This window comes from Runella sp. (genome assembly GCF_965279615.1).
GTDB lineage: Bacteria > Bacteroidota > Bacteroidia > Cytophagales > Spirosomataceae > Runella.
The window spans coordinates 915,437-936,776 of sequence record NZ_OZ257252.1 but is presented as its reverse complement, the minus strand read 5'-3'; the positions used below and the strand labels follow the sequence as shown (position 1 = coordinate 936,776).

Below are 21,340 nucleotides of genomic sequence, written 5' to 3'. Positions count from 1 at the left end.
CGGCCTCTCGTTACAAAAATCATTACAATAATAAATACCTCACGGCAGGTCTCGTGAGCATTCGTTAAAAACGGGGCTTCTGCATCATCGGAAGCCCTAAATTAAACAAACTCTGATGAAGGTTTATAAATCGTATCATTACAAACTAAAATTAACCAAAGTACAAGCTGAAACCGTAGACCAATGGTTAGGTACTTGTAGGTACGTATACAATTTGGCGTTAGAGACCAAGATAGCTGCTTGGCAGAAAGGTGTAACTTTGTCTAAGTTTGACCTATTCAAGCAATTACCAACTCTTAAAGATATTGACTGGATAAAAACAGTACCTTCACAAAGTTTGTATGCAGTTATTGAGCGATTGGATGCCGCTTACAATAAATTTTTTTCAGGTGGCGGTTTCCCTAAGTGGGCAAAGAAATCAGAGTATAATTCTATGATTTTTAAATTGCCTGAACAAACTGCTAATGGTTTCAAACTGCCAAAATTGGGAAATGTAAAGATTTTTAAAGATCGTATGCCAAATGGAAAACTCAAAACTGCCAACATTGTAAAAAACCGTAACAACTATTATTTAGGTGTTACGTTTGAAAGTGAATCACAAAATATTTACCCTACCGACAAGAACCAAGTTGTGGGGCTGGATATGGGACTAGCTTATTTTCTAACCGATTCTAATGGGATTTTTATCAAGAATCCGAAGCATTTTAAAAAGTACGAGACCAAATTGAGAATAAAGAATCGAGCATTAGTAAGAAAGAAAAAGGGGAGTAATGGTTATAAAAAGGCTAAATTAGAGCTTAAACGGCTTTATGAGAAAATTACAAGTACACGTAAAGACTTTTTAAACAAAGTAAGTTTTAAATACGTGCGGGAAAATACGTTAATTGTCAGCGAAGAATTGAAAGTGTCTAATATGGCAAAAAACACTAGTTTAGCTAAGTATATTTATGATGCGGGGTGGGGTAATTTTTTTTTAATGCTTGATTACAAGTGCAAATACTATGAGAAAACGTTTGTACAGGTAAAACCGCATTATACCTCTCAAACGTGTAACGCCTGCGGTTATGTAGCTAAAGAAAACCGTGTAACACAATCAATTTTCAAGTGTGTTCAATGCGGACATGGTGAGAATGCAGATTACAATGCTGCTAAAAACATTCTGGGTCAGGGTATGGCCTTAGTTCGTCAACGTGAGGGGTTACCCTGTGCGTAGAACTTGAAGTTGTTTTTCCAAAGAACAATATTCCAGATTGCTTATGAAAATCATTATTGAACAGTTTTCAGTATGAAAAAGAATATCAAAGAGGTTGATTTTAAATATAACTTCCATTAAACCAGCCTCCTTGATGGTCGATATTGAGATCTACTGCACTACTGTTATCTAGCGAAGGATATATAATTTTAACTGCTTTAGTCAATTGGGATTTGTATTGAGTATGAAAATCATCCCGCAATTCTTCCATGCGCAGCATCAATACATTGGAAAATTCATTGAAATTTTGAGTGGAAAGCCGTTCAACGAGCAATAAATGGCCGCACAAATACCGAAATGCTGATGCCAATACGATTTTGTTGTTAGTGGCCAATTCGTCAATATCGCCTTTGATTTTGGCTACCAAATGCACCGGCCATGTCCACGAAGATTCGACAAAAGCTTCATCAGCAAAGGTATCATCCACAAAACATGCAGTAACAGCAGCAACATCACAGACAGGGCCTTGCCAACCGAGATTGGATTTCATTGGCCGCATTTTCACATTGGTTTTCAGGCCAACAAACAATTCCATGCCGTATAACTCCAGTTTTTGCGGGGCAAATGTCAGGTTCAAGGTATTGAAACCTGCGGTAAGGGCCTGAGTGGTTAATCGCTGTATTTCTTTGCGCAGTAATCTATTGTACAAAACAATATCAGCAGTACCGTCGGCTTCGGCCCATACGATAAGGCTGTTCAGATGAAAGGCGGTAAGTTTGGAGTATCCGGCCTTTATCAATACGCCGGTCCAATTGAGATAACTGCCAAAGGGTAATTTCGGGTCGGGGAGAAGGGGTTGGGTTTCGGACATTTCATGCATGAAATCCCGTTTTTCCGCCATCAACACCTCAAAATCCAACAATAAGCGTTCGTATGCATTGTTTTTGATACGTACCCACAGTTCACCGGGTGTTTCCAAACTATTGACTCGTTTCAGGGAATCAATCATAGCGGGTTCCAGTCCCGTAAGATCGTTGACAATAAACGTAGTGCCGTTATCAACGGGTTTGAGATTGACGAGGCCGTCAAAAGGGGTAGCCATGCAGTGAAAGGTTTTGGCAAATATATATAATATTAATAATGTTATTAATTTAATAAGAAAAAATTAATAATTTACTACTAATTGCCTTAAATAATCGTTTCCAAATGGTTTCTTTAATTGGTGACAGCAGCTTTATCAGGTCACGCGGATGTACATTGGTGGTAAATGAGCCGACAGTTGTTTCAATATTCAAATCACCGTCACTGCTTGGATAGAAGGCAATAATATCCTTTTTACGAATCCAGCAGGTACGATACTCCCCATGATCTTCAATGTCAATGCCCAAATTTGCTAAATGCGAATCCTTTCCGGTATGGCAGAGTACCGGGAGCATAAGGAAATCGCATTCAATAGCGTGGTTTTTCATTCAAATATGATTTTGAGGCTCAACGTAAACTCCGTAAGTGATTTCGACTTTGAAATTCATGTTATTATCATCTTCACTTACTTCTGTGACTTTAATTGATTCAATTGCCTTTTCATCAATGCCTTTTTCAATTGCCAGATTTCTGACATGCTTTGCAATTGTTTGAGCAACTAAATCTTTACGTTTCATAGCCTCATACTTGGCATGAGCTATTGCCCAATGTGCATTTACAGACAATGGGCCTATTTTGTCCTCAACTTCTTTGAGAATTTCCTCAAAGGTTGGTGTAGATGTAAGTTTCAATATTTCATTAATCATTGTTCAATGTATTGTTTCAAAAGCAAATCATCCCATACCTTCATATCAAATGCCGCATTCTTATAGCCCGATTCGACCAATTCATCAGTAAACGTAACATTGTAAAGGTCAAGAATGGCTTTATTCAGATCGTCAATGGCGGCATTAATCCTTTGCTCATTGGTTGAATTGCGCTGTAATCTCAAAACTTCAATCTTCGATCTCAGGTCTTCAATTTGAGCATTTTTAAGTCTTTCAAGGTGTTGCATAATGAGCTGGCTTTCATGGATGCGAAAAGCTTTGTCTACACCCACGGCAATTGCATGCAAACGGTCAATGTGAATATATGCTTTGTGAGAAAGATTCTCAGACCAATTGCCTTTGTGGTCACACACGAGGGTATCACCGTTGCGGATGCTTATTTCAACACAATGGTTTTCATCATTGGCGCCCCAATACACTTCGGTCTTGATGAATATGCCGAGTTTGTCAAAGTAGCCGGGCATGGCATAGATATCCTCGTCTTTCAATCGACGAGCGGCGAATGCAGCATCGGCGGGAGACAGTTTAATTTTTGCTTTATCGCTGATCTTTAAATGAGACTTTGCCCATTCAATGAGCGCATTAGGGCATTCTTCTTGAATTTTTGTCCAGTCTAACATAATGTTGTTTGATTATACCAATGAAATTTAATAAAATATGTCTTATTGGCGGTGTATCACCCTCTTGCCAAACATCATTCATCGTATAGCATTTCGGGCAGTTGACATAACCATTGAGGACAGCAACATCACCAATAAAACCGCATTCCAAGCAATGATGAGCTAATATAACGTTCATTTCAGCATGGTTAATAGTTATTTCACCTGCCAATAGTTAGGTTTCACGGTGATGAGGCATTTAATATTGATATACACTTGATTTTATGCCTTAAATTTGAACGTTATTAAAATGTACGTTCAATCACTCTCGTGATTATGAATAATATTTTAAGTAGGGTAAAGTGTACCGTATGGCCATATCTTGATGAGGTATGGCCATATTTTTTTAAAGACATACATTTACCCTAGCTTAAACCCGTGACCGGACACCGCCTTTACTTTGTGAGGGCGGTGTTTTTATGGTTTTAACTCCGTATACAGCCAGTCAATACAGATATTATGACGGGTAGAAGGTCGGTCTAACAATGCCCAACGCAACATCATCAACGCTTCAAAAGGAGTAGATCCTGTGGCCTCAAGCTCTAGAAACAATCTGTATTGATTGGATGTATATAAAGTTGGAACACAAATTGTTGCTTTATGAAGATATTCTTCATTGTAATGCTCAGTTATGACAGCATGGTCAGCTACCCAATCATTAACGATCTCATCTTCCGCGCTCATTTCGGCAAAACTCATTCCATTGTTTTCAGTCATGATCGTTTTCTATTTGCTTCCAATTGTGAAAATCCATTACCCGACTTGCCCAATAACATAAACGACGATACGTATTAAATACAGCGGTTCTACGGTACAAACGACCGAACATCGTTGATTTGCCCTGCTTGTCTACGTAGATCATGACCAATGCATTGGCATCAAAGCGTTTGAAAAACAACTTACAAATCTCCTCATCTGTCAATGCTTTGACAGGCAGATTGTCGATTTGGGTCAATGTGCGGATGCCAACGTCGGAATCATTGGGCCATTTGAGCTTTCATTTTCTATAAAGGCGAAATACAAGCCCTTTTAAGTAGTTAACAGAATTTAATAACTAAGAATTATACAAAATTTACCGAAAGTGTATTTTAAGCAGCATTTCCTACACTAGATAAATTATAGGTTTTGATTAAAAATATTAAGACTTCTATAAACGGCTGATTTATTATGATTTTCTTATTGTAATGGCCACTTGATAACTTTTTTTTGTAATCTGTTGTAAAGCTGTTATCCTTGTGAAGTTAGTATTAAAGTTTTTATTTGACTCTTCTCTTTATTACTTGCTTTTAATTTTAATAATGTTTTGCTTTTAGGTTGAAAACTGTTGTATTTCTTACAATCAGTACAAATAATAACTTACATATGTAAATAGAGAATTTCAGAATATTTTCTGAGTCTATTTTCAAATTGAGTAGCATGTTGAGTATAATAAATTCATTTAAATATTGTTTTAAACTATAATGCAATTATGAAAATATTTATAACATTTACATTGCTAAGTATTTGCTATTTGTCATTTGCCCAACAAAAAGAAATAAATTCAAAAGATACAAGCCTTGTACCAAAATCTCTTTTGCTGCAACAGGTCTTAGCTTCAATTGAAGGTTGTAATTTTAACAATTGGCCCAATCCCCTTAAAGGTTCAACAATTACTTATCCCGCTCCTTTAAATGGCAATGGGTATAGCGGAGCAGCATCTACTCAATGGAACTGCATAACAACAAGGGAAAATCAAACTTGGTTTTATGTGAAAGTTCTAACAGGCGGCAACTTGAAATTTAGATTTACAAATTCAAGTAATGTAGACGTTGATGGTATAATTTGGGGGCCGGTAGCCAACGATAACCTGTCCTTGGCATGTAGTGCCACTCAAAGTGCGCCATTGTCATGTGATTACAGCGTTAGCCCTATAGTGGAATTGCCCTGCACTACGCATACTGATCTCTGTGGAGGTACATCACCAAACGGGATACCTGCAATAGCCGGTCAAATATATATAATCTGCATCTTGAATTATGCAAATAGGTCAACGAACATAACTTTAAGCCCTCCGACTGGAGGAAGTGTATACTATTCTCAAGAACCACCAAACGGTCTTGCTGAGCATTATTCAAATTTAGGTCCAAACAATGGTTTAAAACTTAGCAGTTTTAAAGAAAATGGGGTATTTAAAGTATGTGCTGATGGGTCGGAAGGGTCTTTCTTTAATATTACTGACTTTCCTGTTTCAACAAATATAAAACTTAGAATTCAGCAGGATCCTAATGCGCTTGATGAAAAAGTGTATGGTAAATTTACCGGAATAACACCTATTTCAGGAGGAATTAAAGTGACTTACAGGCATCCTTCTTTTATGTCCTTAAATTATTTATTTAGACTGTTGAATATTGAAGTTTATGACCAAACTAATAATACTGTTTTAGCGGTATACCCATTAAGAATTTATAGAACTCCTCTTTTAATGATTCATGGCCTCAATAGTGAAGGAATTTCATTTAAAAAGATGGAAGATGAATTTATTTTAAGTAATACACATCCATTTGATTTAATGCTGAAAGTTGATTATAAACCAACCAATACACATTTTTTTCAAACAAACAGTAATGTTGTCCCCCGGGCAATAAGTGAGCAGCTATTAAGCTGCCTAAGAAAAGGTTATGCAGTTACAAAGGTTGATCTAGTTGGTCACAGTATGGGTGGAATATTATCAAGATTATACCTTCAATCAATATTTTATTTAAATGATATAAACAAATTAATTACTATAAATACACCTCATTCCGGGTCTCAGATGGCAGATTTATTATCTGATCCTAATTTAAGACTTGATGTAAAAGCATTGGCATGCTATAATATCCCGTGCAATAACGGTGCTATATTTGATCTTAGGGTAAATGGACTGGCTATTGATAAGGATCTAAATGGAAGCTCATTAAACAGAAATACCGTGCCATCACATACTATTGCAACGACAAGTATTGTCAGCCCTTCTGGGAGCAGCATCCTTATTAATCCAATCATTACTCATTATTTATTGGAATTGTCATATGATTTATATTCATATTACGATTTGGCATACAATGGAAATGCGAACGATCTAATAGTGCAGCTTGAAAGCCAGAAAGGAGGCTTGACAGGTGATTGTACATCAACTTATACTCCTCAAATACATGTAGGAGCACAGGATAATAGTAATGTTATTAACAAAGTTAAATTTTTATTGTCTTCAGATCCATCCACATCAAATTTTTGCTTGGGTTTTAATCCGGTCGATTTGACTTACACTCCACTTGCAGGTGTTACTGTTAAAAATAGCTCATTAACAGATACTACTATTAAAATAACCCAACCTATCGCTAATTATAAAGTCAATATAGGTAATACTTTCACATTCAGTGCGACAGGAACCGGACTGGCGAAAATTAATGTTTTAGTAAAAGCAAGTGAAACGAAAATGTATAAGTATGTAGCTTCGGGAAATACGATTTTGACTGATATAACAGTCGATAATACATACAACGTTGGAGATGTTGATATTTTAGTAGTAGGAGAATCAACTACGGGTGAAAAAGTATTTACATCAAGGAAAATTATTGTTACGAATTGCGTAAATAGCTATAATTTGACGGGAACACTTCTTCAACCGGCATATCAGGCAATAAATACTATTGAGACGACAGGCGTAATTCCTCCAGGGTACAAAATAGATTTTTCAGCGGGGAAATCTATTTTATTAAAACCTGGATTTGAAACGGATGTATATAATAAAGTATCTTTAAGTATCAATAATTGCAATTAATGACCAAATGTAATCCCCTGCCTGATTTTGCTGTTCTGAAATCAGTAAGGGGGCGCATTTATTCTGATTTTGTACTTCCATTGTTGACAATAGGTACTTTTCCTTTTTTCATCATGCCACATTTGAAAGATCATAGCCTAAATTGACAAAAGTATCGTACTCAAAACCCGTCAGCAGGTAACGTTTGCAGTCGCCAACGTGACCATAGTCATTGTCATCGCAGTCCTTTTTATTCAGTTTACCATCATTCAGTACTGACATGCGCGCAATATCTGAAAGCAGGGTTTTGCATTTATAGGAAACCACGAATTTGCCGTGGTAATATTTCAACAAGGCATTGACAATCATACGGCTGGTTTCGGTGCCCAAATTGTAGGTAGGCACACGGTCAAAATTCACCCAAGCAGCTTTGTATTGTTTAAAATAAGCGCGTATCAACATCCACGCGGAAGCATTTCCGGTCGTAAGTGCATTGGCACTCCTTCCAGATGCATCACCCGTACAAAAGATTTGGTTTTTGCCGTACTTTATCGCCAGTTCTTTAATCAATTCCTGCAAGTCTTCACCGTCCCCACCCAGCATGTAATATTCCTCAATGATGTAAATACAACCATTGATTTTTTGAGCTACAAGGCATGTATTGCGTTTATTGAAGTCAAAGGACAAATAGACCGGAAAACGCTTATCATATTGAATAGGCTTTTCGGGTGAATCCACCATCACCTTTTTATCAAAATGCCTAAAGAATGGATTACCATTGACCAAGATCCATTCTACCAGATAAAGCGACATAAAAATATCTTCAGGCAATTCACGGCGCGCCTTTTCGATTTCTTCAATATCAATGATCCCCTGTTTGGCGGCTTCATACGCATCGATCTTGAAATACGCCCAATCCAATCCCAGTACTCCTTTTTCCGCATCTTCGGCCAATTTCGTACCCCAATGCTCAGGGTGCGTTTTGTTACCGATGAATTTGACCTTTGCTTTGGTTTTGGTAATGGTGGAACGCAAAGCGTAATATGCTTCTTTTTTGGCGCGGGTAAACTCATCGAAAACGGCTCCGTACACATCTTCTCCGTACAATGAATCAGGTGAATCGGCCGACTTGAACCAAATCACTGCTTTATTCCAAAGCGTGACGGTCATTTTTTGGGAATTGAATTTTACATGCTTCCCTAAAGGCGACAAATAACGTTTGAGACGGTTAAAGGCAATTTCGGATTGAGAGTAAACAGGGGCTATCCACCAGTAGTTACGGCCGTCTTTTCCTTCCAAAACAGCCAACGTAATCAATCAAACGATGTGACTATACGTTTTACCGACTTTGGTAGAGGCCTCAGTAATCGTAAAGCGTTGTGGTGCATCAACGATCTTCCGTTGATACCCTACCAATTTGGAAAATTTAAGCTTGATTTTCTGCTTTGGGGCAGCAGCTTTGGGGATTATATTCGGCACTCCCATTATGCTTCAATGTCACCGGTCAAATCCAAATTGAACTTTTTAAGACCCAATAATTCTGCCTGAAAGTTCAAACACCACTCCACGCCACGCAAAAAGGCGGGATTTCCCTCTTTTCCCTTGATTTCTTCGCTTTTATCAACGGATTGAGTCAAACCATCTGAAGGTTCTTTCTTATCCTCAGGTTTTGCTTTCGGATCGACTTTTGAGGTTTTGGGATCAGTAATCGGTTTGCCTTTTGCGTTTTTTTGAGACACCTTAAAACGCGTGGTTTTCGCATCTTCCTGCGAACGTCGCCATGCCTGCCAATACGTGAATTTTAATACATCCGTCTCGGCCATCATTTGCGCCATGACATAATTCGTATTGAGTTCAATGTTCTGTTGCCACTCTTTTTTCTGTTTCGCAAGATCCTTGTACACCTGACTCTCCGAAACACCCACTTTGTTCGCTATATCCGGTACTTCAATGCCCTGTAAATACATATCCGATACCTTCTTTAGCCTTTGAGCGAGTTGAAATTTGGTTAACCCACCCTTTCCCATCGCATTCGCATTATTATGTGATAATATATTATTAATAATATTATTAATTATTGCGCTAATTTATTAATTTAACGATACAATCCAAAATTGGAGCACAAAGCCCCATCAACAACATTTTGATAATACAATACAGTGAAACTAACAACATTGCAATATCGAATCAAAGACCAAACGACAGGAAAACGCCTTGTTGAAATGGGCTATTCGTGCAATTATGCCTGGAATTACTGTAATGAGGTTAATCAGGAGAGTTGGAAGAAATTTGGTAAACCCCTTTCAGCTTTTGATCTTCACAAACTGACTTCCGGATGTGCTAAAGAGTTAGGCTTACACTCTCAAACGGTTCAGGCTGTTTGTGAAGAATACGCCAAGTCCTGTAAACAATATAAAAAACGCAAACTCAATTGGAGAAGCCGAAAGAAATCATTGGGTTGGATACCATTTAAGGGGAAAGGCGTAAAAGTAGAAGTGGATACAGTAACGTATAGTGGGCACAGGTTCAAATTTTGGCTTTCTCGCTCAATTGATTCCAAGGTTCGCTTCGGATCGTTTTGTCAGGATTCAAAAGGGCATTGGTTTGTTAATTTTGTCATTGAGCAACCTGAAATTATCAGAGAAAAAACGGGCAAAGAAGTAGGTATTGATTTGGGGTTGAAAACTTTAGCTACTCTTTCAGATGGAATTGAATTTAATCGGGAAAACCTGATAAAGAAATTTGAGAAACAATTGGCAATGGCTCAACAGGCACGTAAAAAGAAGCGTGTAACCGCCATTCATGCCAAAATAAAAAATAAAAGAAAAGATTGGAATCACAAAGCAACCGCCGCCATTGTCAATGAATATGACAAAATAGCGGTTGGCAATGTGAGTTCATCGAAATTAAAAAAGACCCGGATGGCTAAATCTGTATCGGATGCAGGTTGGTCAGACTTCAAACGGATGCTTGCATATAAAGCCATCAGGCTTGGTGTCGAAATGAATGAAGTCAATGAAAGTTGGTCAACTGTCACGTGTTCGTCCTGCGGCTCACGCTCAGGTCCACACGGCCTAAGGCATTTGATCGTAAGAGATTGGATATGTTCCGACTGCGGCACTTCGCATTTACGTGATGTAAATGCCGCAAAGAACATATTGCAATTCTCCGTTAGGGGCAACTAACGCCGGTTAAGGGAACCCTCTGTTATTTATGCAGGGGAGGATGTCAAAATAATAAAAATGAAGACAAAGAAAGAACAATTACTACAGGCCATCAGCGCCGACAACATCCCCGCAGCATTACGAATCGCAAAAGACTTTACAAAGGACTTCACAAAGGACGAACAACGCATTTTGCAGATCGCCCATGAATGTAATGATGCTTCCAAAGCACATTACTATACGCAATTGGGCATTAACGTATATGCAAATAATGTTGTCGCTTTGGAATTACTTAATTCGTATTATCAGAAAAGGCTGACTATCAACCATATTGAAAAAGACAGCCGTTCAACCGTTCAGTAATTTTAACTTGGAGGGCTGTGGGAAGAAAATTAACTTGGATACATAATTACTATAAACAGGCTATTATGAAAACATTATCCGCTCTTTTGATTCTCTGTCTATTAGGCAGTTTCGCCTTTGCCCAACAAAGTATTGAAATCAAACCCAACGAATTGTCACTGAAAGGGCAGGACGCTCAAAACAATGATCGGCTTGGCATCGATGCTACAGGCGTTACAAGGCCTAAGCGTACGCAGGAACTGAAATTGATTCGTAACTATGTCGCATCACCGGGAACTGCCCAAGGTTTTACCAATAACTCTCCTACAAAATTAGATTTTACCATCAACTCAAACGAAAAGAAAAATAACAGTACCAGCAATGTAGATTTGACCAATGATTTTTTTTTAACTGAGGAGAGTGGAATGTATGCTTTTGATTTGACACTTAGCTGGACAACTGCAATGGATGGTACAGTTACCATTGAGATAATCCAGACGGGCATAATTTATTCCAATGTAGTCAGAAGGCGGTCTGATGATCCGGCGACCATGGTAATTTCCGGTTTGGTCGAATTGGATGCAGGACTGAATGCCTATGTGAGAGTAAATCAAATAACGGGAGCGGCCAAATCAGCGATATTTACGCTAAAGATCGCTAAATTGTAAAACGGAAGCATCAACAAAATGGCACCATCATCAAAGTAGGAAAATGAACCGAAAGTTGGCAGAAACGGCCAGCTTTCTTTTTTTTAGGCAGATTAGGAGCCGGCATCAACGATACGAGCTTTACGTTGTTCCTGTAATTGTATAACATGACTGTCAAAATCGAAATTTGGCAGCTCTGCACAATGATTGGAGGATTGAATCATGCATTGACGTCCACGCCAATCAATTCCTATTGGTTTGGTACCTTCAAAGCCTATTATTTTAACAATTTTAAGGCCCAAGACGCTGACAATTTCATTTAGTTGAAACATATCACTTTAATTTTCGTCATCGCTTACCAAACCATAATTTTCCAAAATAGTATCCAGTTCATTTACCAAACCACGACCGATCCCGGGTGTTCTAAAAAAATCGCCTCTGCTTCTGGCTTCAGCAATTTTATCTAATGTGGTCAATCCCTCACGTTCCAGAATATTTTCAAGTTTTTTACTTGCCCCCAAGTCTTTTAAAGGAATAGGGCCCATTTCTTCAACCAACCTGGCTATTTTACTTGCTTTATCAATAGCTTCTTTCCCGCGGTCAATCAATTTTGCCTTTTGCTGAATATAAGCTTCGACAACTGCCAATGCCTCCAAATACTCTTTGTTCGAAATAATACGCATAATTAAAGGTTTAATTGTCCGACGCCTTCGGCGCCCATTCATTTTCAATAATATCGCGCGGGGGCGGGCTCACTTTTATGTATTGGTTTTTAATGACTTTAATAACTTAATCAGATCAAACAACTCCGCTTCCGTCAATAATAATGTTGTTTTAATGGCATCATCGTCAGGGTCAGGGAAATATAACAGCCCTATTTTATCAGAATCAGGATAATTGATGATTTCCCAACTGCCGTTTTTGGATTCAATATTCCATATTTCACTAAGCTGTCGTTTCATCTGCCGAATATGGGTTTGCATAAAACGCTGACGGAACCTTACTCAGTTCATTCAGCAGAGATTGAACATCATCATGCTTTTGAATAGAACAATGTATAGGGAATTGTTCTTCAAACGAGAAACAAGTTACATTGTTATTTTCATCCACACCAATATAAGCACCACCAACATTGATGACAACACAGGTCGATAAGTTCTGATAGCCAACCCCAGGATATTCACCGACATTATGATTTATAAGCCAACGGTTTTGGATCAGCTGTAATTTCAAAACTTCAGGAGTTATCTCCTTAAATCCATATCCAAACTTTACAAATTCTTGAATAGACATTGCTTCATCGCAACCACCATCATCACCAATGGCTTTCAGGTAGTCATTATGAAAAGCAAGCATTTGTCGCAAATCTCCAAAGATCAATAGTTCAGGTGATAAGCTCAACCCTTCAAAACGGTCATTGAACGCCGCCAACAACTTAGATAAGTCTTGGTATTCCATAGTTTATTATTTTTATGAATAATTCTATTATCATCATACTTTTCAAAAAACTCTAAATGCCGGTCGATGATTAAAAACAGAAATAATTTCATAGGCTTGTCTTTGATATTCTTTTTCTACAGCCCTAGCTCTTGGTCTTTGGCAAAAGGCTGAGTTACTTGTTGAGCCAAGTACAAATCCTATCTCGTCATTATTTATGAAATGTGTATTTAACGTATATACACCCAAAACCTTTGGACAATAAGGTAGAGTACTATCCAAAATTTCACGCATGACAATTTCTACTTCATTTAACCTTTTGAGATATGCTACCGTATGAGCTTCGTAATCAAGTGGAAAAGAATCCTCCGTAAACCCCATGTAATCGTCCATTCCTAAACCAAGAACCCCAAATTTGTTATTTTTAATCAATGATTTCTGGAAATCCCGTAAAATACTGTCTATTTTATCTCTTGTAAATATTTCAAGATGCTTACACTGTATCTCTATATCAAGATACACTATATCATTCCCTTCAGTTGATTGAGGGAGTTCTACCTGTACACCTTTTTTTACTAACATTGCAGCTGAGAATATCTCAAATTCAAAATCTTTAAAATATTGTTCTTTTGGTGTGATTACACCAAAGTTGTAGTCACCACTGTTCATTGACCGTAATTGTACACTAAATTCTTTCTTATTAAGCCATAAAGTTCTGAGAGCATCAGATAAAAAATAAAGTACAAAAACAGGTTTCAATATAACTGGATTTACTTCAGTTGTATTGGGTAATAAAATATATGCATCACATTCATCAATTAACCTTTGAAGACCAGTCCCCGAAATCAAATGAACATTGCATAATTTAATTTGAAATTTCAAAAAGTCAAGGTCTGCGCTGACAAGCTCATTGTTGAAATATTTAAGATCAGATTTTATCATATTGTTTTTTCAGTTAAAGTTTTAATGTCTACTTGATTTCCACAGCATAATTTCTACCTCCACCTTTATATTGGGGCGGTTCCAACTTATAAACCACACCATCGGCATCAACATAATCATCAGGATGACGCAACTTTTTGGCGAATTCCTGTAATTCCTTCAGTTTGGTCGCCTGTTCGACAATGGAAGGACTGTTGGAGAAATCAGCACGCATGGGATTGAATTTCTTTTGAATGATACAGCCCGATTTTTTGACAGAGTTCTCAGAATATTGATCCAATTCCTTTAAGGTTTCATCGGTAATGCTTTTTAAGATGCACTCAATGAAATATTCGGCTTTTTTGAGGTTCACGGCCGTTTCCAGTGCGCTGACTTCACCTTCCTGAATGTCAGCAACGATGTCTGAAGCACGTAGCTCAATTTGTTGTTTGGTCAGTTCAAATAGGGGAGCAAGGGAGGCAAATGCGCTCCATGCAGGATTTATTGTTTTCATACATTAAACGATTTCTTCATTTTCATCATCAACCACGGGCTTAAAAAGGCCAAAAAGCCATAACAAACGGTTTGGGTCTTCAAATAGTCCCTGTTCAAAATATACTTGGGCAGTATATAAATTATATCTTTGGCGGTCGTTCATTTCACCGTCAAACTTTTGAATGTCTGAAATAAAGCTTCTGTAGGCTTGTTCATAATCCCATTTTTTGAAGTATTGAACAGCGCGATCATACGCCCATTGATAATGTTCCTGTTTTGTCATGGGGTTTATTTGGGTTTGGTAAGCCAGATCAATCACTTTCTCCAGCATTTGGCGGGTTTCTTCGCTCATGTTTTCATCGGCCAATACATGAGCAACATTGCCGGCTTTGGTTTGCACGTATTGGCCGAGGTGTTTTGTGTTTGCCATTTTATTACTAAATATCTATATCGTAACTGTTTTAATATTAACAACTTACGATGTTTAATGATAATATTTATTACTAAATAAAGATATTTTTAATCAGTATAAACGGTGCTGCCATTCAAATCAGCAAAAACCGGCTCAACCTGTTTTCCTTCAATTTCAGCCAACCAACATTCCACCTTGAGCATCGGCATCAGCTTCTTTAATTGAACAAAATACTTAACAAGCTTCGCTCTTTTCTTCTCATCACGGCTCATCCACTGCCTTGATATGCCTTCAATCACCACCTTTAAAATAAAGATTTTGGCATCAACGTATTCGAAGGCCGTACCTTCCCCTTCACTTAGGGTTTCATCAATATCACCAACGATTTCCATGGGGTAGAGGTGAGGCGGCTCAACGATTTTGAATTGCTCCATTGTCTTAAATATAACGAATTTTAACCGAATCTTTTGTGCCAAAACCCGACTATTTTGACCTTCTCAGGTGAGCATAACAGCTTTTTGCCATCATCCAAAACCACCTGAACTTTACCGTTTATGAGTTGGGTGCCATCGGTAGTTTTGCCCATCCCCAAACTTGTTTCGACTACTTTTCCTGATTTCATAATTATTTGTTAAATGGGTTGTCTGAGTCAATTGATTTTATCTCTGTATAGATAATACAGCATGCGTCATAGTCACCGTCCTCCCATTCATCCCAACATCCGCATGTGCAACTGTAATCATCTTCCCAAACCATCAACTTTCCTTTATCAGTTTTGCAAACATGAAAGTCATTATGGCCATTGGGCTTCAAACAACCGCTTACATCCTTAAAATCTTTTCTAATAAAAAGAATGCCGCATGATTGTAGCTCATTTGTAGGTATATCTTCAGTCGACTTCGTCATATTTCATAGCGGCTTCGAAGCCTTTGCATTTGATGTTCTTGAACTCAAGATCAGCGGTATGGCAATAAAAGGTTCGACCGGTCAAAACGGCCGTCATTGCTTTTGAAACGGCATTGTCATCATTATTGGCGTCGGAGTCTTTTCGAAATGCACAATCTTTACACATACCTTTGGCTCCATGAGCGAATAACGCCAATGCTTTTCGGGATTGATCGCGGTGGATTTGCGTTAAAAAGGCCAATTCAATAATGCTGCGTCGATTCTCTTTCGAACCGGGCTTATGAATGTTCTGGTACCACCAAATCAGTTTCAATGAACCCTCACCACCTTGACTTAAAAAACAACCTGTACGGCTAAAGGCTTTGTAAGCTCTTTGATATTGTTCCGCTTTGATGGGATCATCACTCATCAAACTGACACCTGCAAATTGTTGCCCAATTGATTTTAACAGTTCTTCCATTGTCCAAACCCATTATTTTACCTTTATTATAGTAATTCGCTTCAAATCCTCTTCAGATGGAGGGCCATACTCAATATCCAAATTCAAAACTTGAATTACACGACCGTCACGCACTTCTAAGGGATGACCGTTTTCCCGTTTCAAACCACCGTTATTCATCATCGCCAGTGCGTGTTGAATGCCGTCTAAAAAAGAATCAAAGCAAATTTGCGCATTGGCTCCTTTATCGGCTGCGTATTGTCGAGCCGCTTTTACCTGTGCTTCATGATGCAGGTTTACATAGGGTAGTGCCATATCAATCAGGGAATGTGATTTCTGCCCACCAATCAATAGAATCTATGTCATACTCATCATCGCTTTTGTCAATCCAACATTTTCTACCATCAGGAAATTGACGCACATACATCAAAGCCATCGTCGAAGTGTCTTCATTGAGTGTCAATATCAACTCCGATGATTTAATGATGTTACCCCCAATATAGGGTAGTTCGTAGGATGGCATTACCCAACGAATCTGTTTAAGTTGAACGGTTTGCAATTCAGCCATTTTGAGATTGATTTAGTTTTTTGAGGAACTTACCGCATCGAATTGATACACCCACAGGGGTAACACTTCCTTTTATGTGCATTTTATGTTCGGTTCCGTTCAATACAGTAGTTATTTCTACGCTGCTTGATTTGTAGAAAATAGTGCAAATCCCAAGCGCAGACACGAATGTTCCCCGTTGATGCCATTCCCCCGATGGTCTGATTGTATTTTTCCTGTGCCATTCTGTGCGATTCTTGTGCAGCTTTACGGCTTGAGTGGTGACAATGGTTTTCATTTTAAGAAGCCTTCGTTGGTTAAGTATTCTTTTAATGATAAATCAAGCCTACCCGGGATATACACCTTTAGAAATTGCAGGAAATCCGTATAATAGTCCGTTGGGCAGGCGGGTTTGCAAAACAGGTCGGGATGTTTCCATATCTCAATACAGGATGGTAACAGCTTATCCGCCCTCAGCAACATTACCAAATCACTGTTGGTAGAATAAATTTTACATTTGGGATATTCGGTTAAAAGAGCATATAACATTCTTAACGTAGTTGCGGCCGTTTGCTCAGCTTCGTTAATCATGTCATCCACATTACCGCCATTATATTCATATTCATTGACAGCTCGTGCCAATTCGCCCATTTCCTCAGTAATGATATTAACACGACGTACCATACAGTCCGGCCATTCGGGATGCTTTTTCAATGCGCGCTCCAATTCATCGGCAACGCCCTGCCATACCTCTGCGGGGAGGCTTGTTTCGATGGTGACCGATTCCGGGTTTCCGGAAGTTTTACTGAAGGGTTTTCCTTTTAGCTTGAAGGGGAAATCTTCCTCATAAAACTTGAACTGATTGCGCAAATCATCCCAAATTATCATAAAGGGAGTTCCGAAATGTTCTGCGTGAATATCCTGCAAACTGCATAATCCAATATTATTTACATAAGTAACGAAATAGCCTTTGGCGTTATAAGCGATGTATTCAGGAAAATTGGAAATAACCTGTGAAAGCAGTGCTCGTGTCTCATCATTGTCTTTTACATCCAAGTACAGGATCTCCCCACTGTCATAGGTGTCACTTGTCACAACATGGCCTTTATTATATAAAGTATTGAAAATTGTAAGCGTCAATTCTTCGTCAGCATAAAACGCCTCCGTCATAAAAGGGTGTATGGTTTTTTCAGTTTTCATATTTTGGTACGTTTTTGGAAATTTTATTGCAGATTTTGGAAATTTTAGCCCACAAAAGGCCAAAAAATTGCACGTTTAGGAAATTATGAGGCGTTGATATAATGATTGGGGAACTGACGAATTTGCAGATCAGTGGGTATGTCCTGAACCTTGTCAATCTGCTTGAAGAAATAGGGTATACCCAGCGCCAACGCCTCATCACGCATGCTTCGTGCCCAATCCAAATTGAATGGACGTTTCTTTGGACCGCTTTCGCCGCCTTGAATGATCCAATCAATTCCCTCCAGTTTGCCAAGTTTGATTAAGTCCAATTGCGGCTCAATGCTTAGGAACTTCCTGCCGTTGACCGCCTGAAGGTTTTTAATTACCCGGTCGAGCGTTGCCTGATTTACCGCTGTTGCTCCAAACATTACATTGGATGGTGGATTCAATTTCCAATGTTCGGGGATATACTTATTGATATTGGTTTCCCTTTTTGTCAGAAATAATTGAAGCAGATGACTGTACAGACCTGCATCAATGTTAGTAAACAATTGCTGACGCAGTTTTTCGGTCGTATAATCCAACGGCTCACCCTTGCTGTTTATGAGCGTCATGGGCTTTTCAAAGATATCCATCATGGAGCCCACAAAAACACGGTGAATTTCACCCGCAGCTTTTGCAAGGTTCTGATACTTTAGGAAGTTGGCAAATGCGTTTTTGATTTCTTTGCGCGCTTTATCATTGCCCCAAAGATCATTACCCCAACGGTTGGAAAGAGCGGCTGCGTAACAATGGTCGCAGCCTTCATGTACTTCTGTGCAACCCCACCAAATTGAGTTGGAATGGTTCGTCCATTCAATTTTACTGTCTTGTGCCATGATTTAATTAGATTTTTATGTTGATGACATCAACTTCATGCCTTTTATTGATTGTTTCAATCAGTGATTGGATCAACCCCGCGCGCTCGTAATACCAGGCTTTATCGTCTTCATGTAATTCGACGAATTTTGATTTATTGCTGCCAACCAATGTCAATGCCCGTAAAGCATCCAATAAAGCTTCTTCCTGATCTGAGGTAATTTTTAAGTCCGTTTCAACGGGCTTGGAGGCGTTTTCTTTGAAGAAATCATTGGGGTTTTTTCCTTTAAAGACAAAGGCTAAAAAAGCACCGTACTGATCTTTCAGGTCATGGTGTTTGCAGAAGATCTTACTTAGGGTAATGACATCAGCCCCTCTTTTTGAGACGCCCTGTATTTTACTTTCAGTCGTGTTTCTCAACTTTGAGCGAACCAATTGCAGGTCTTTGGTCAATTGCTCATTCTCCTTAATAAGTTGATTGAGCTTTTTATCATCAGTGCCTTTGGCTTCTGCCAATCGTTTTTGAAGTATTTCAATGTCCGATTTCAGGTCGGCAATTTCTATTTCCTGACGTTCATACCCTTTTAAATCCAGACGTGATTGAAGGGTTTTACAATGACGTATCAGTAAATTGACCTTTACAGACCATGGCATATCCAAAAAATGAGAATCTTCGTTTGAAGCAGCTGTATATTCAGTATTGGGTTGGGTAATCATTAGTTAAATTAGTTTAGTAGTAATGGTTTTCATATCAGTATTTTGATTTTACACAGTGGCCGTGGGAGTTTCTGTATTCTCTTAATTGGTCATCACTCCAATGACCATATTTGCGTTTCGCGTTTTCGAGAAACTCAGGAAGCGTTTTTTCGCCTTTTACGCCCAGATTTCGCGTTTTTGAGCCATTCTTTGCCAGCTTATTGGCTTCCAACTTCACCCATTGTTGCCAATCATTTGGGTGAAACCTTTCCAGATACACGATTTCAGGATCGTTCTGAAAAGGGCACATCATGCAGTTGGGAGGAATAGGCACCGGTAATGCCTGCGCTGAAATGTAGGCTTGACAATCGGCTCGACTCATGCGCATTTCTACCAATGGGTAGCGATGCTGCACACATTCACGGCGATATTTGGGCAGATAGTTTTTCGTTTTAACTGAACTCGGAAACAGTTCGAGTTGCGGAGAGTCAGCACAACGGGATTCTTCACCTTTGGCAAATCCGATGAAGGAGGTCAACTTACCAAACTCCGCTGCGTACTTGTAAAAAACACCTTTGGATCGTTTGGAGGTATAGCCATAATACTTTTTCAAATAACCTTCCAAGAAGTTATAACACGGCTTGATTTTCAGGTTATCGGTACAGCTTTTGGGAAAACCAACGCTGAAAATGGTATCATTCCGTCTCATTTGTGAACCGAGCGAAGGCCACGTACGGGGATGATAGCCCATGTGAGGCTTTAAATGATAAAACTCAACATCATACAATTCACAAAAAGCTTTGATACTCGCTACATGATGGTAGGTTTCGGGAAACTCATTACCGGTATCCGACATCACCACCAGAAAACGATTATCACCTACGTACTTTTCGCGCCATTTCAGGTCATGAACGTACATGTACAGCATTGCCGTTGAATCCTGCCCTCCACCAAACCATAAAACTGTTAGCGGTTTTCTCATTGAAACAGCTTTAGTTGAACGGGGTTGAACACCTTCTTTTCAGCAACACTTTGGAGGATTTCCACCTTTACGCCCGATACTTTAGCCTCATTTTCCGTGACAATTACATTGTCGTAGTTTACAATATCGAACCGGTGTCTGCTTTTTCCGGGGCGTGGGAAAGGAAAATGTAATCTAAGGTCATTATGGGCTAAATAGCATCTGGAGACAAACGACATTTTGGGGTAGATGCTGAGAGTGATCCACGCAAGAGAGCCGGCTAAGTCTGCATGAAATTTGAGATAAACAATCCCATCGACCCAATTTTGTTGCAATGAATCAATGGTCGCCTCAAACGGCTCAAAATCGGGCGTATGAAAAATCATACTGTTGCCTCGCTTCCATTCCATTCTTTCCACTTTTGCGGTTTCTTGGATCGGGGGAGCCGAAGGATAATTAATATACTCTCTTTTTTTGTAGACCTTTGCCATATCAAAAGACGTTTACCGGCTTTAAGCCGCAAATTCGATTTGATCCCAAATGCCGCTTTCCAACTTTTTCCACCCCTGACACCCTCTGATTTCAAAAGGTTTTATTGGGGTAACATCTTCGTAAACATGGCAATACAGTTCCGGAAAGTACGTCACAAAGGCTTTGTCTTCATCCGCTTTTACCATTGGCCGACAGTCTACCAAGCGGCCTACTGCAAGCGCAAAACCTTCAAAGTCCAAAGTGTCATCGTATTGCAAAGTTTCAATGACACGCTTAAATTGTTCAGGGCCACAAATGGCCTCCACCGATTCCTGAGAATAAGAAGCTTTGGAAGCACACAGTAAAACCAATCCCCGATAAGAAGTATACCAGGTGCGGGTTTCAATTTTCCCGTGCCGCATTAA

Annotated in this window: 33 protein-coding genes; 5 read left to right on the top strand and 28 right to left on the bottom strand. The window is 39.0% G+C overall.

The window, feature by feature from the left end; genetic code table 11:
• Positions 1 to 115 precede the first annotated feature (115 nt).
• Positions 116 to 1,213 (top strand): RNA-guided endonuclease InsQ/TnpB family protein, encoded by a 1,098-nt coding sequence (locus ACQY73_RS04305; RefSeq protein ID WP_428661948.1) that lies wholly within the window; start codon positions 116 to 118, stop codon positions 1,211 to 1,213.
• A gap of 100 nt (positions 1,214 to 1,313) precedes the next feature.
• On the opposite strand, the gene ACQY73_RS04300 is transcribed toward ACQY73_RS04305, so the two are convergent.
• The 6 genes from ACQY73_RS04300 to ACQY73_RS04275 all read right to left on the bottom strand — a co-directional run bounded on the left by ACQY73_RS04300 (position 1,314) and on the right by ACQY73_RS04275 (position 4,614).
• Positions 1,314 to 2,294: a hypothetical protein gene (locus ACQY73_RS04300; RefSeq protein ID WP_428661945.1), complete on the bottom strand. Its 981-nt coding sequence runs from the start codon at positions 2,292 to 2,294 to the stop codon at positions 1,314 to 1,316.
• Positions 2,295 to 2,343: 49 nt separating this feature from the next.
• Positions 2,344 to 2,661, bottom strand: a complete 318-nt coding sequence (locus ACQY73_RS04295) for a hypothetical protein (protein WP_428661942.1) — start codon at positions 2,659 to 2,661, stop codon at positions 2,344 to 2,346.
• Positions 2,662 to 2,979, bottom strand: coding sequence for a hypothetical protein (locus tag ACQY73_RS04290; RefSeq protein ID WP_428661940.1), 318 nt, complete (start codon positions 2,977 to 2,979; stop codon positions 2,662 to 2,664).
• The gene (locus ACQY73_RS04285) at positions 2,976 to 3,620 is read right to left on the bottom strand and encodes a hypothetical protein (RefSeq protein ID WP_428661937.1); all 645 of its coding nucleotides are present in this window, start codon (positions 3,618 to 3,620) and stop codon (positions 2,976 to 2,978) included. The genes ACQY73_RS04290 and ACQY73_RS04285 overlap by 4 nt, the downstream gene beginning before the upstream one ends.
• A gap of 456 nt (positions 3,621 to 4,076) precedes the next feature.
• On the bottom strand, positions 4,077 to 4,376 hold the full coding sequence (locus ACQY73_RS04280) for a hypothetical protein (RefSeq protein ID WP_428661935.1): 300 nt from the start codon (positions 4,374 to 4,376) through the stop codon (positions 4,077 to 4,079).
• The gene (locus ACQY73_RS04275) at positions 4,369 to 4,614 is read right to left on the bottom strand and encodes a hypothetical protein (protein WP_428661932.1); all 246 of its coding nucleotides are present in this window, start codon (positions 4,612 to 4,614) and stop codon (positions 4,369 to 4,371) included. Before ACQY73_RS04275 ends, ACQY73_RS04280 begins: the two co-directional genes overlap by 8 nt.
• A 513-nt stretch (positions 4,615 to 5,127) precedes the next feature.
• Between ACQY73_RS04275 and ACQY73_RS04270 the strand changes: the two genes are divergently transcribed.
• Complete coding sequence (locus tag ACQY73_RS04270; RefSeq protein ID WP_428661929.1) at positions 5,128 to 7,458, top strand: esterase/lipase family protein; 2,331 nt, start codon at positions 5,128 to 5,130, stop codon at positions 7,456 to 7,458.
• A 111-nt stretch (positions 7,459 to 7,569) separates the two neighbouring features.
• On the opposite strand, the gene ACQY73_RS04265 is transcribed toward ACQY73_RS04270, so the two are convergent.
• Genes ACQY73_RS04265 through ACQY73_RS04255 form a run of 3 tightly spaced genes read right to left on the bottom strand, consistent with a single transcriptional unit; the run spans position 7,570 to position 9,464 of the window.
• The gene (locus ACQY73_RS04265) at positions 7,570 to 8,754 is read right to left on the bottom strand and encodes a hypothetical protein (protein ID WP_428661926.1); all 1,185 of its coding nucleotides are present in this window, start codon (positions 8,752 to 8,754) and stop codon (positions 7,570 to 7,572) included.
• On the bottom strand, positions 8,755 to 8,916 hold the full coding sequence (locus ACQY73_RS04260) for a hypothetical protein (RefSeq protein WP_428661924.1): 162 nt from the start codon (positions 8,914 to 8,916) through the stop codon (positions 8,755 to 8,757). It lies immediately after the preceding gene.
• Between the two features lie 5 nt (positions 8,917 to 8,921).
• A complete protein-coding gene (locus ACQY73_RS04255; RefSeq protein ID WP_428661921.1) occupies positions 8,922 to 9,464 on the bottom strand; it encodes a hypothetical protein in 543 nt (180 codons plus the stop codon).
• Between the two features lie 132 nt (positions 9,465 to 9,596).
• Here ACQY73_RS04255 and ACQY73_RS04250 point away from each other — a divergent pair, with 132 nt between their 5' ends.
• The 3 genes from ACQY73_RS04250 to ACQY73_RS04240 all read left to right on the top strand — a co-directional run bounded on the left by ACQY73_RS04250 (position 9,597) and on the right by ACQY73_RS04240 (position 11,611).
• Complete coding sequence (locus ACQY73_RS04250) at positions 9,597 to 10,622, top strand: RNA-guided endonuclease InsQ/TnpB family protein (protein ID WP_428661919.1); 1,026 nt, start codon at positions 9,597 to 9,599, stop codon at positions 10,620 to 10,622.
• A gap of 57 nt (positions 10,623 to 10,679) precedes the next feature.
• Entirely contained in the window at positions 10,680 to 10,964 is a 285-nt protein-coding gene (locus tag ACQY73_RS04245) for a hypothetical protein (protein ID WP_428661916.1), read from the top strand.
• Positions 10,965 to 11,029: 65 nt separating this feature from the next.
• Positions 11,030 to 11,611: a hypothetical protein gene (locus ACQY73_RS04240; RefSeq protein ID WP_428661914.1), complete on the top strand. Its 582-nt coding sequence runs from the start codon at positions 11,030 to 11,032 to the stop codon at positions 11,609 to 11,611.
• 92 nt (positions 11,612 to 11,703) lie between these two features.
• Here ACQY73_RS04240 and ACQY73_RS04235 read toward each other — a convergent pair whose 3' ends face one another.
• The 19 genes from ACQY73_RS04235 to ACQY73_RS04145 form a co-directional block, all read right to left on the bottom strand.
• Positions 11,704 to 11,922, bottom strand: coding sequence for a hypothetical protein (locus tag ACQY73_RS04235; RefSeq protein ID WP_428661911.1), 219 nt, complete (start codon positions 11,920 to 11,922; stop codon positions 11,704 to 11,706).
• A 6-nt stretch (positions 11,923 to 11,928) separates the two neighbouring features.
• Complete coding sequence (locus ACQY73_RS04230; protein ID WP_428661909.1) at positions 11,929 to 12,273, bottom strand: hypothetical protein; 345 nt, start codon at positions 12,271 to 12,273, stop codon at positions 11,929 to 11,931.
• A 75-nt stretch (positions 12,274 to 12,348) separates the two neighbouring features.
• Positions 12,349 to 12,552 carry a hypothetical protein gene (locus tag ACQY73_RS04225; protein ID WP_428661907.1) on the bottom strand — a complete coding sequence of 68 codons (204 nt, stop codon included), beginning with the start codon at positions 12,550 to 12,552 and terminating at the stop codon, positions 12,349 to 12,351.
• Positions 12,536 to 13,048, bottom strand: coding sequence for a hypothetical protein (locus ACQY73_RS04220; protein WP_428661905.1), 513 nt, complete (start codon positions 13,046 to 13,048; stop codon positions 12,536 to 12,538). Before ACQY73_RS04220 ends, ACQY73_RS04225 begins: the two co-directional genes overlap by 17 nt.
• Positions 13,049 to 13,090: 42 nt before the next feature.
• Positions 13,091 to 13,969, bottom strand: coding sequence for a hypothetical protein (locus tag ACQY73_RS04215; protein WP_428661903.1), 879 nt, complete (start codon positions 13,967 to 13,969; stop codon positions 13,091 to 13,093).
• Between the two features lie 28 nt (positions 13,970 to 13,997).
• Positions 13,998 to 14,462 (bottom strand): hypothetical protein, encoded by a 465-nt coding sequence (locus ACQY73_RS04210; RefSeq protein ID WP_428661900.1) that lies wholly within the window; start codon positions 14,460 to 14,462, stop codon positions 13,998 to 14,000.
• Positions 14,463 to 14,465: 3 nt separating this feature from the next.
• Positions 14,466 to 14,873 (bottom strand): hypothetical protein, encoded by a 408-nt coding sequence (locus ACQY73_RS04205; RefSeq protein WP_428661897.1) that lies wholly within the window; start codon positions 14,871 to 14,873, stop codon positions 14,466 to 14,468.
• Positions 14,874 to 14,962: 89 nt separating this feature from the next.
• Positions 14,963 to 15,289: a hypothetical protein gene (locus tag ACQY73_RS04200; RefSeq protein WP_428661895.1), complete on the bottom strand. Its 327-nt coding sequence runs from the start codon at positions 15,287 to 15,289 to the stop codon at positions 14,963 to 14,965.
• Positions 15,290 to 15,309: 20 nt separating this feature from the next.
• The gene (locus ACQY73_RS04195; RefSeq protein ID WP_428661892.1) at positions 15,310 to 15,477 is read right to left on the bottom strand and encodes a hypothetical protein; all 168 of its coding nucleotides are present in this window, start codon (positions 15,475 to 15,477) and stop codon (positions 15,310 to 15,312) included.
• A gap of 267 nt (positions 15,478 to 15,744) precedes the next feature.
• Positions 15,745 to 16,221 (bottom strand): hypothetical protein, encoded by a 477-nt coding sequence (locus tag ACQY73_RS04190; RefSeq protein ID WP_428661889.1) that lies wholly within the window; start codon positions 16,219 to 16,221, stop codon positions 15,745 to 15,747.
• Positions 16,222 to 16,233: 12 nt separating this feature from the next.
• Positions 16,234 to 16,515, bottom strand: a complete 282-nt coding sequence (locus ACQY73_RS04185; RefSeq protein ID WP_428661886.1) for a hypothetical protein — start codon at positions 16,513 to 16,515, stop codon at positions 16,234 to 16,236.
• A gap of 1 nt (position 16,516) precedes the next feature.
• A complete protein-coding gene (locus tag ACQY73_RS04180; RefSeq protein ID WP_428661883.1) occupies positions 16,517 to 16,768 on the bottom strand; it encodes a hypothetical protein in 252 nt (83 codons plus the stop codon).
• The gene (locus ACQY73_RS04175; protein WP_428661881.1) at positions 16,761 to 17,045 is read right to left on the bottom strand and encodes a hypothetical protein; all 285 of its coding nucleotides are present in this window, start codon (positions 17,043 to 17,045) and stop codon (positions 16,761 to 16,763) included. Before ACQY73_RS04175 ends, ACQY73_RS04180 begins: the two co-directional genes overlap by 8 nt.
• Positions 17,042 to 17,947 carry a hypothetical protein gene (locus tag ACQY73_RS04170; RefSeq protein WP_428661878.1) on the bottom strand — a complete coding sequence of 302 codons (906 nt, stop codon included), beginning with the start codon at positions 17,945 to 17,947 and terminating at the stop codon, positions 17,042 to 17,044. Before ACQY73_RS04170 ends, ACQY73_RS04175 begins: the two co-directional genes overlap by 4 nt.
• Positions 17,948 to 18,030: 83 nt before the next feature.
• Positions 18,031 to 18,807 (bottom strand): DUF5131 family protein, encoded by a 777-nt coding sequence (locus ACQY73_RS04165; protein WP_428661875.1) that lies wholly within the window; start codon positions 18,805 to 18,807, stop codon positions 18,031 to 18,033.
• A gap of 7 nt (positions 18,808 to 18,814) precedes the next feature.
• Complete coding sequence (locus ACQY73_RS04160) at positions 18,815 to 19,504, bottom strand: hypothetical protein (RefSeq protein WP_428661872.1); 690 nt, start codon at positions 19,502 to 19,504, stop codon at positions 18,815 to 18,817.
• A gap of 34 nt (positions 19,505 to 19,538) precedes the next feature.
• Complete coding sequence (locus tag ACQY73_RS04155; protein WP_428661870.1) at positions 19,539 to 20,465, bottom strand: hypothetical protein; 927 nt, start codon at positions 20,463 to 20,465, stop codon at positions 19,539 to 19,541.
• Positions 20,462 to 20,935, bottom strand: a complete 474-nt coding sequence (locus ACQY73_RS04150; protein ID WP_428661868.1) for a hypothetical protein — start codon at positions 20,933 to 20,935, stop codon at positions 20,462 to 20,464. Before ACQY73_RS04150 ends, ACQY73_RS04155 begins: the two co-directional genes overlap by 4 nt.
• 21 nt (positions 20,936 to 20,956) lie before the next feature.
• On the bottom strand, positions 20,957 to 21,337 hold the full coding sequence (locus ACQY73_RS04145; RefSeq protein WP_428661865.1) for a hypothetical protein: 381 nt from the start codon (positions 21,335 to 21,337) through the stop codon (positions 20,957 to 20,959).
• Positions 21,338 to 21,340: the final 3 nt, after the last annotated feature.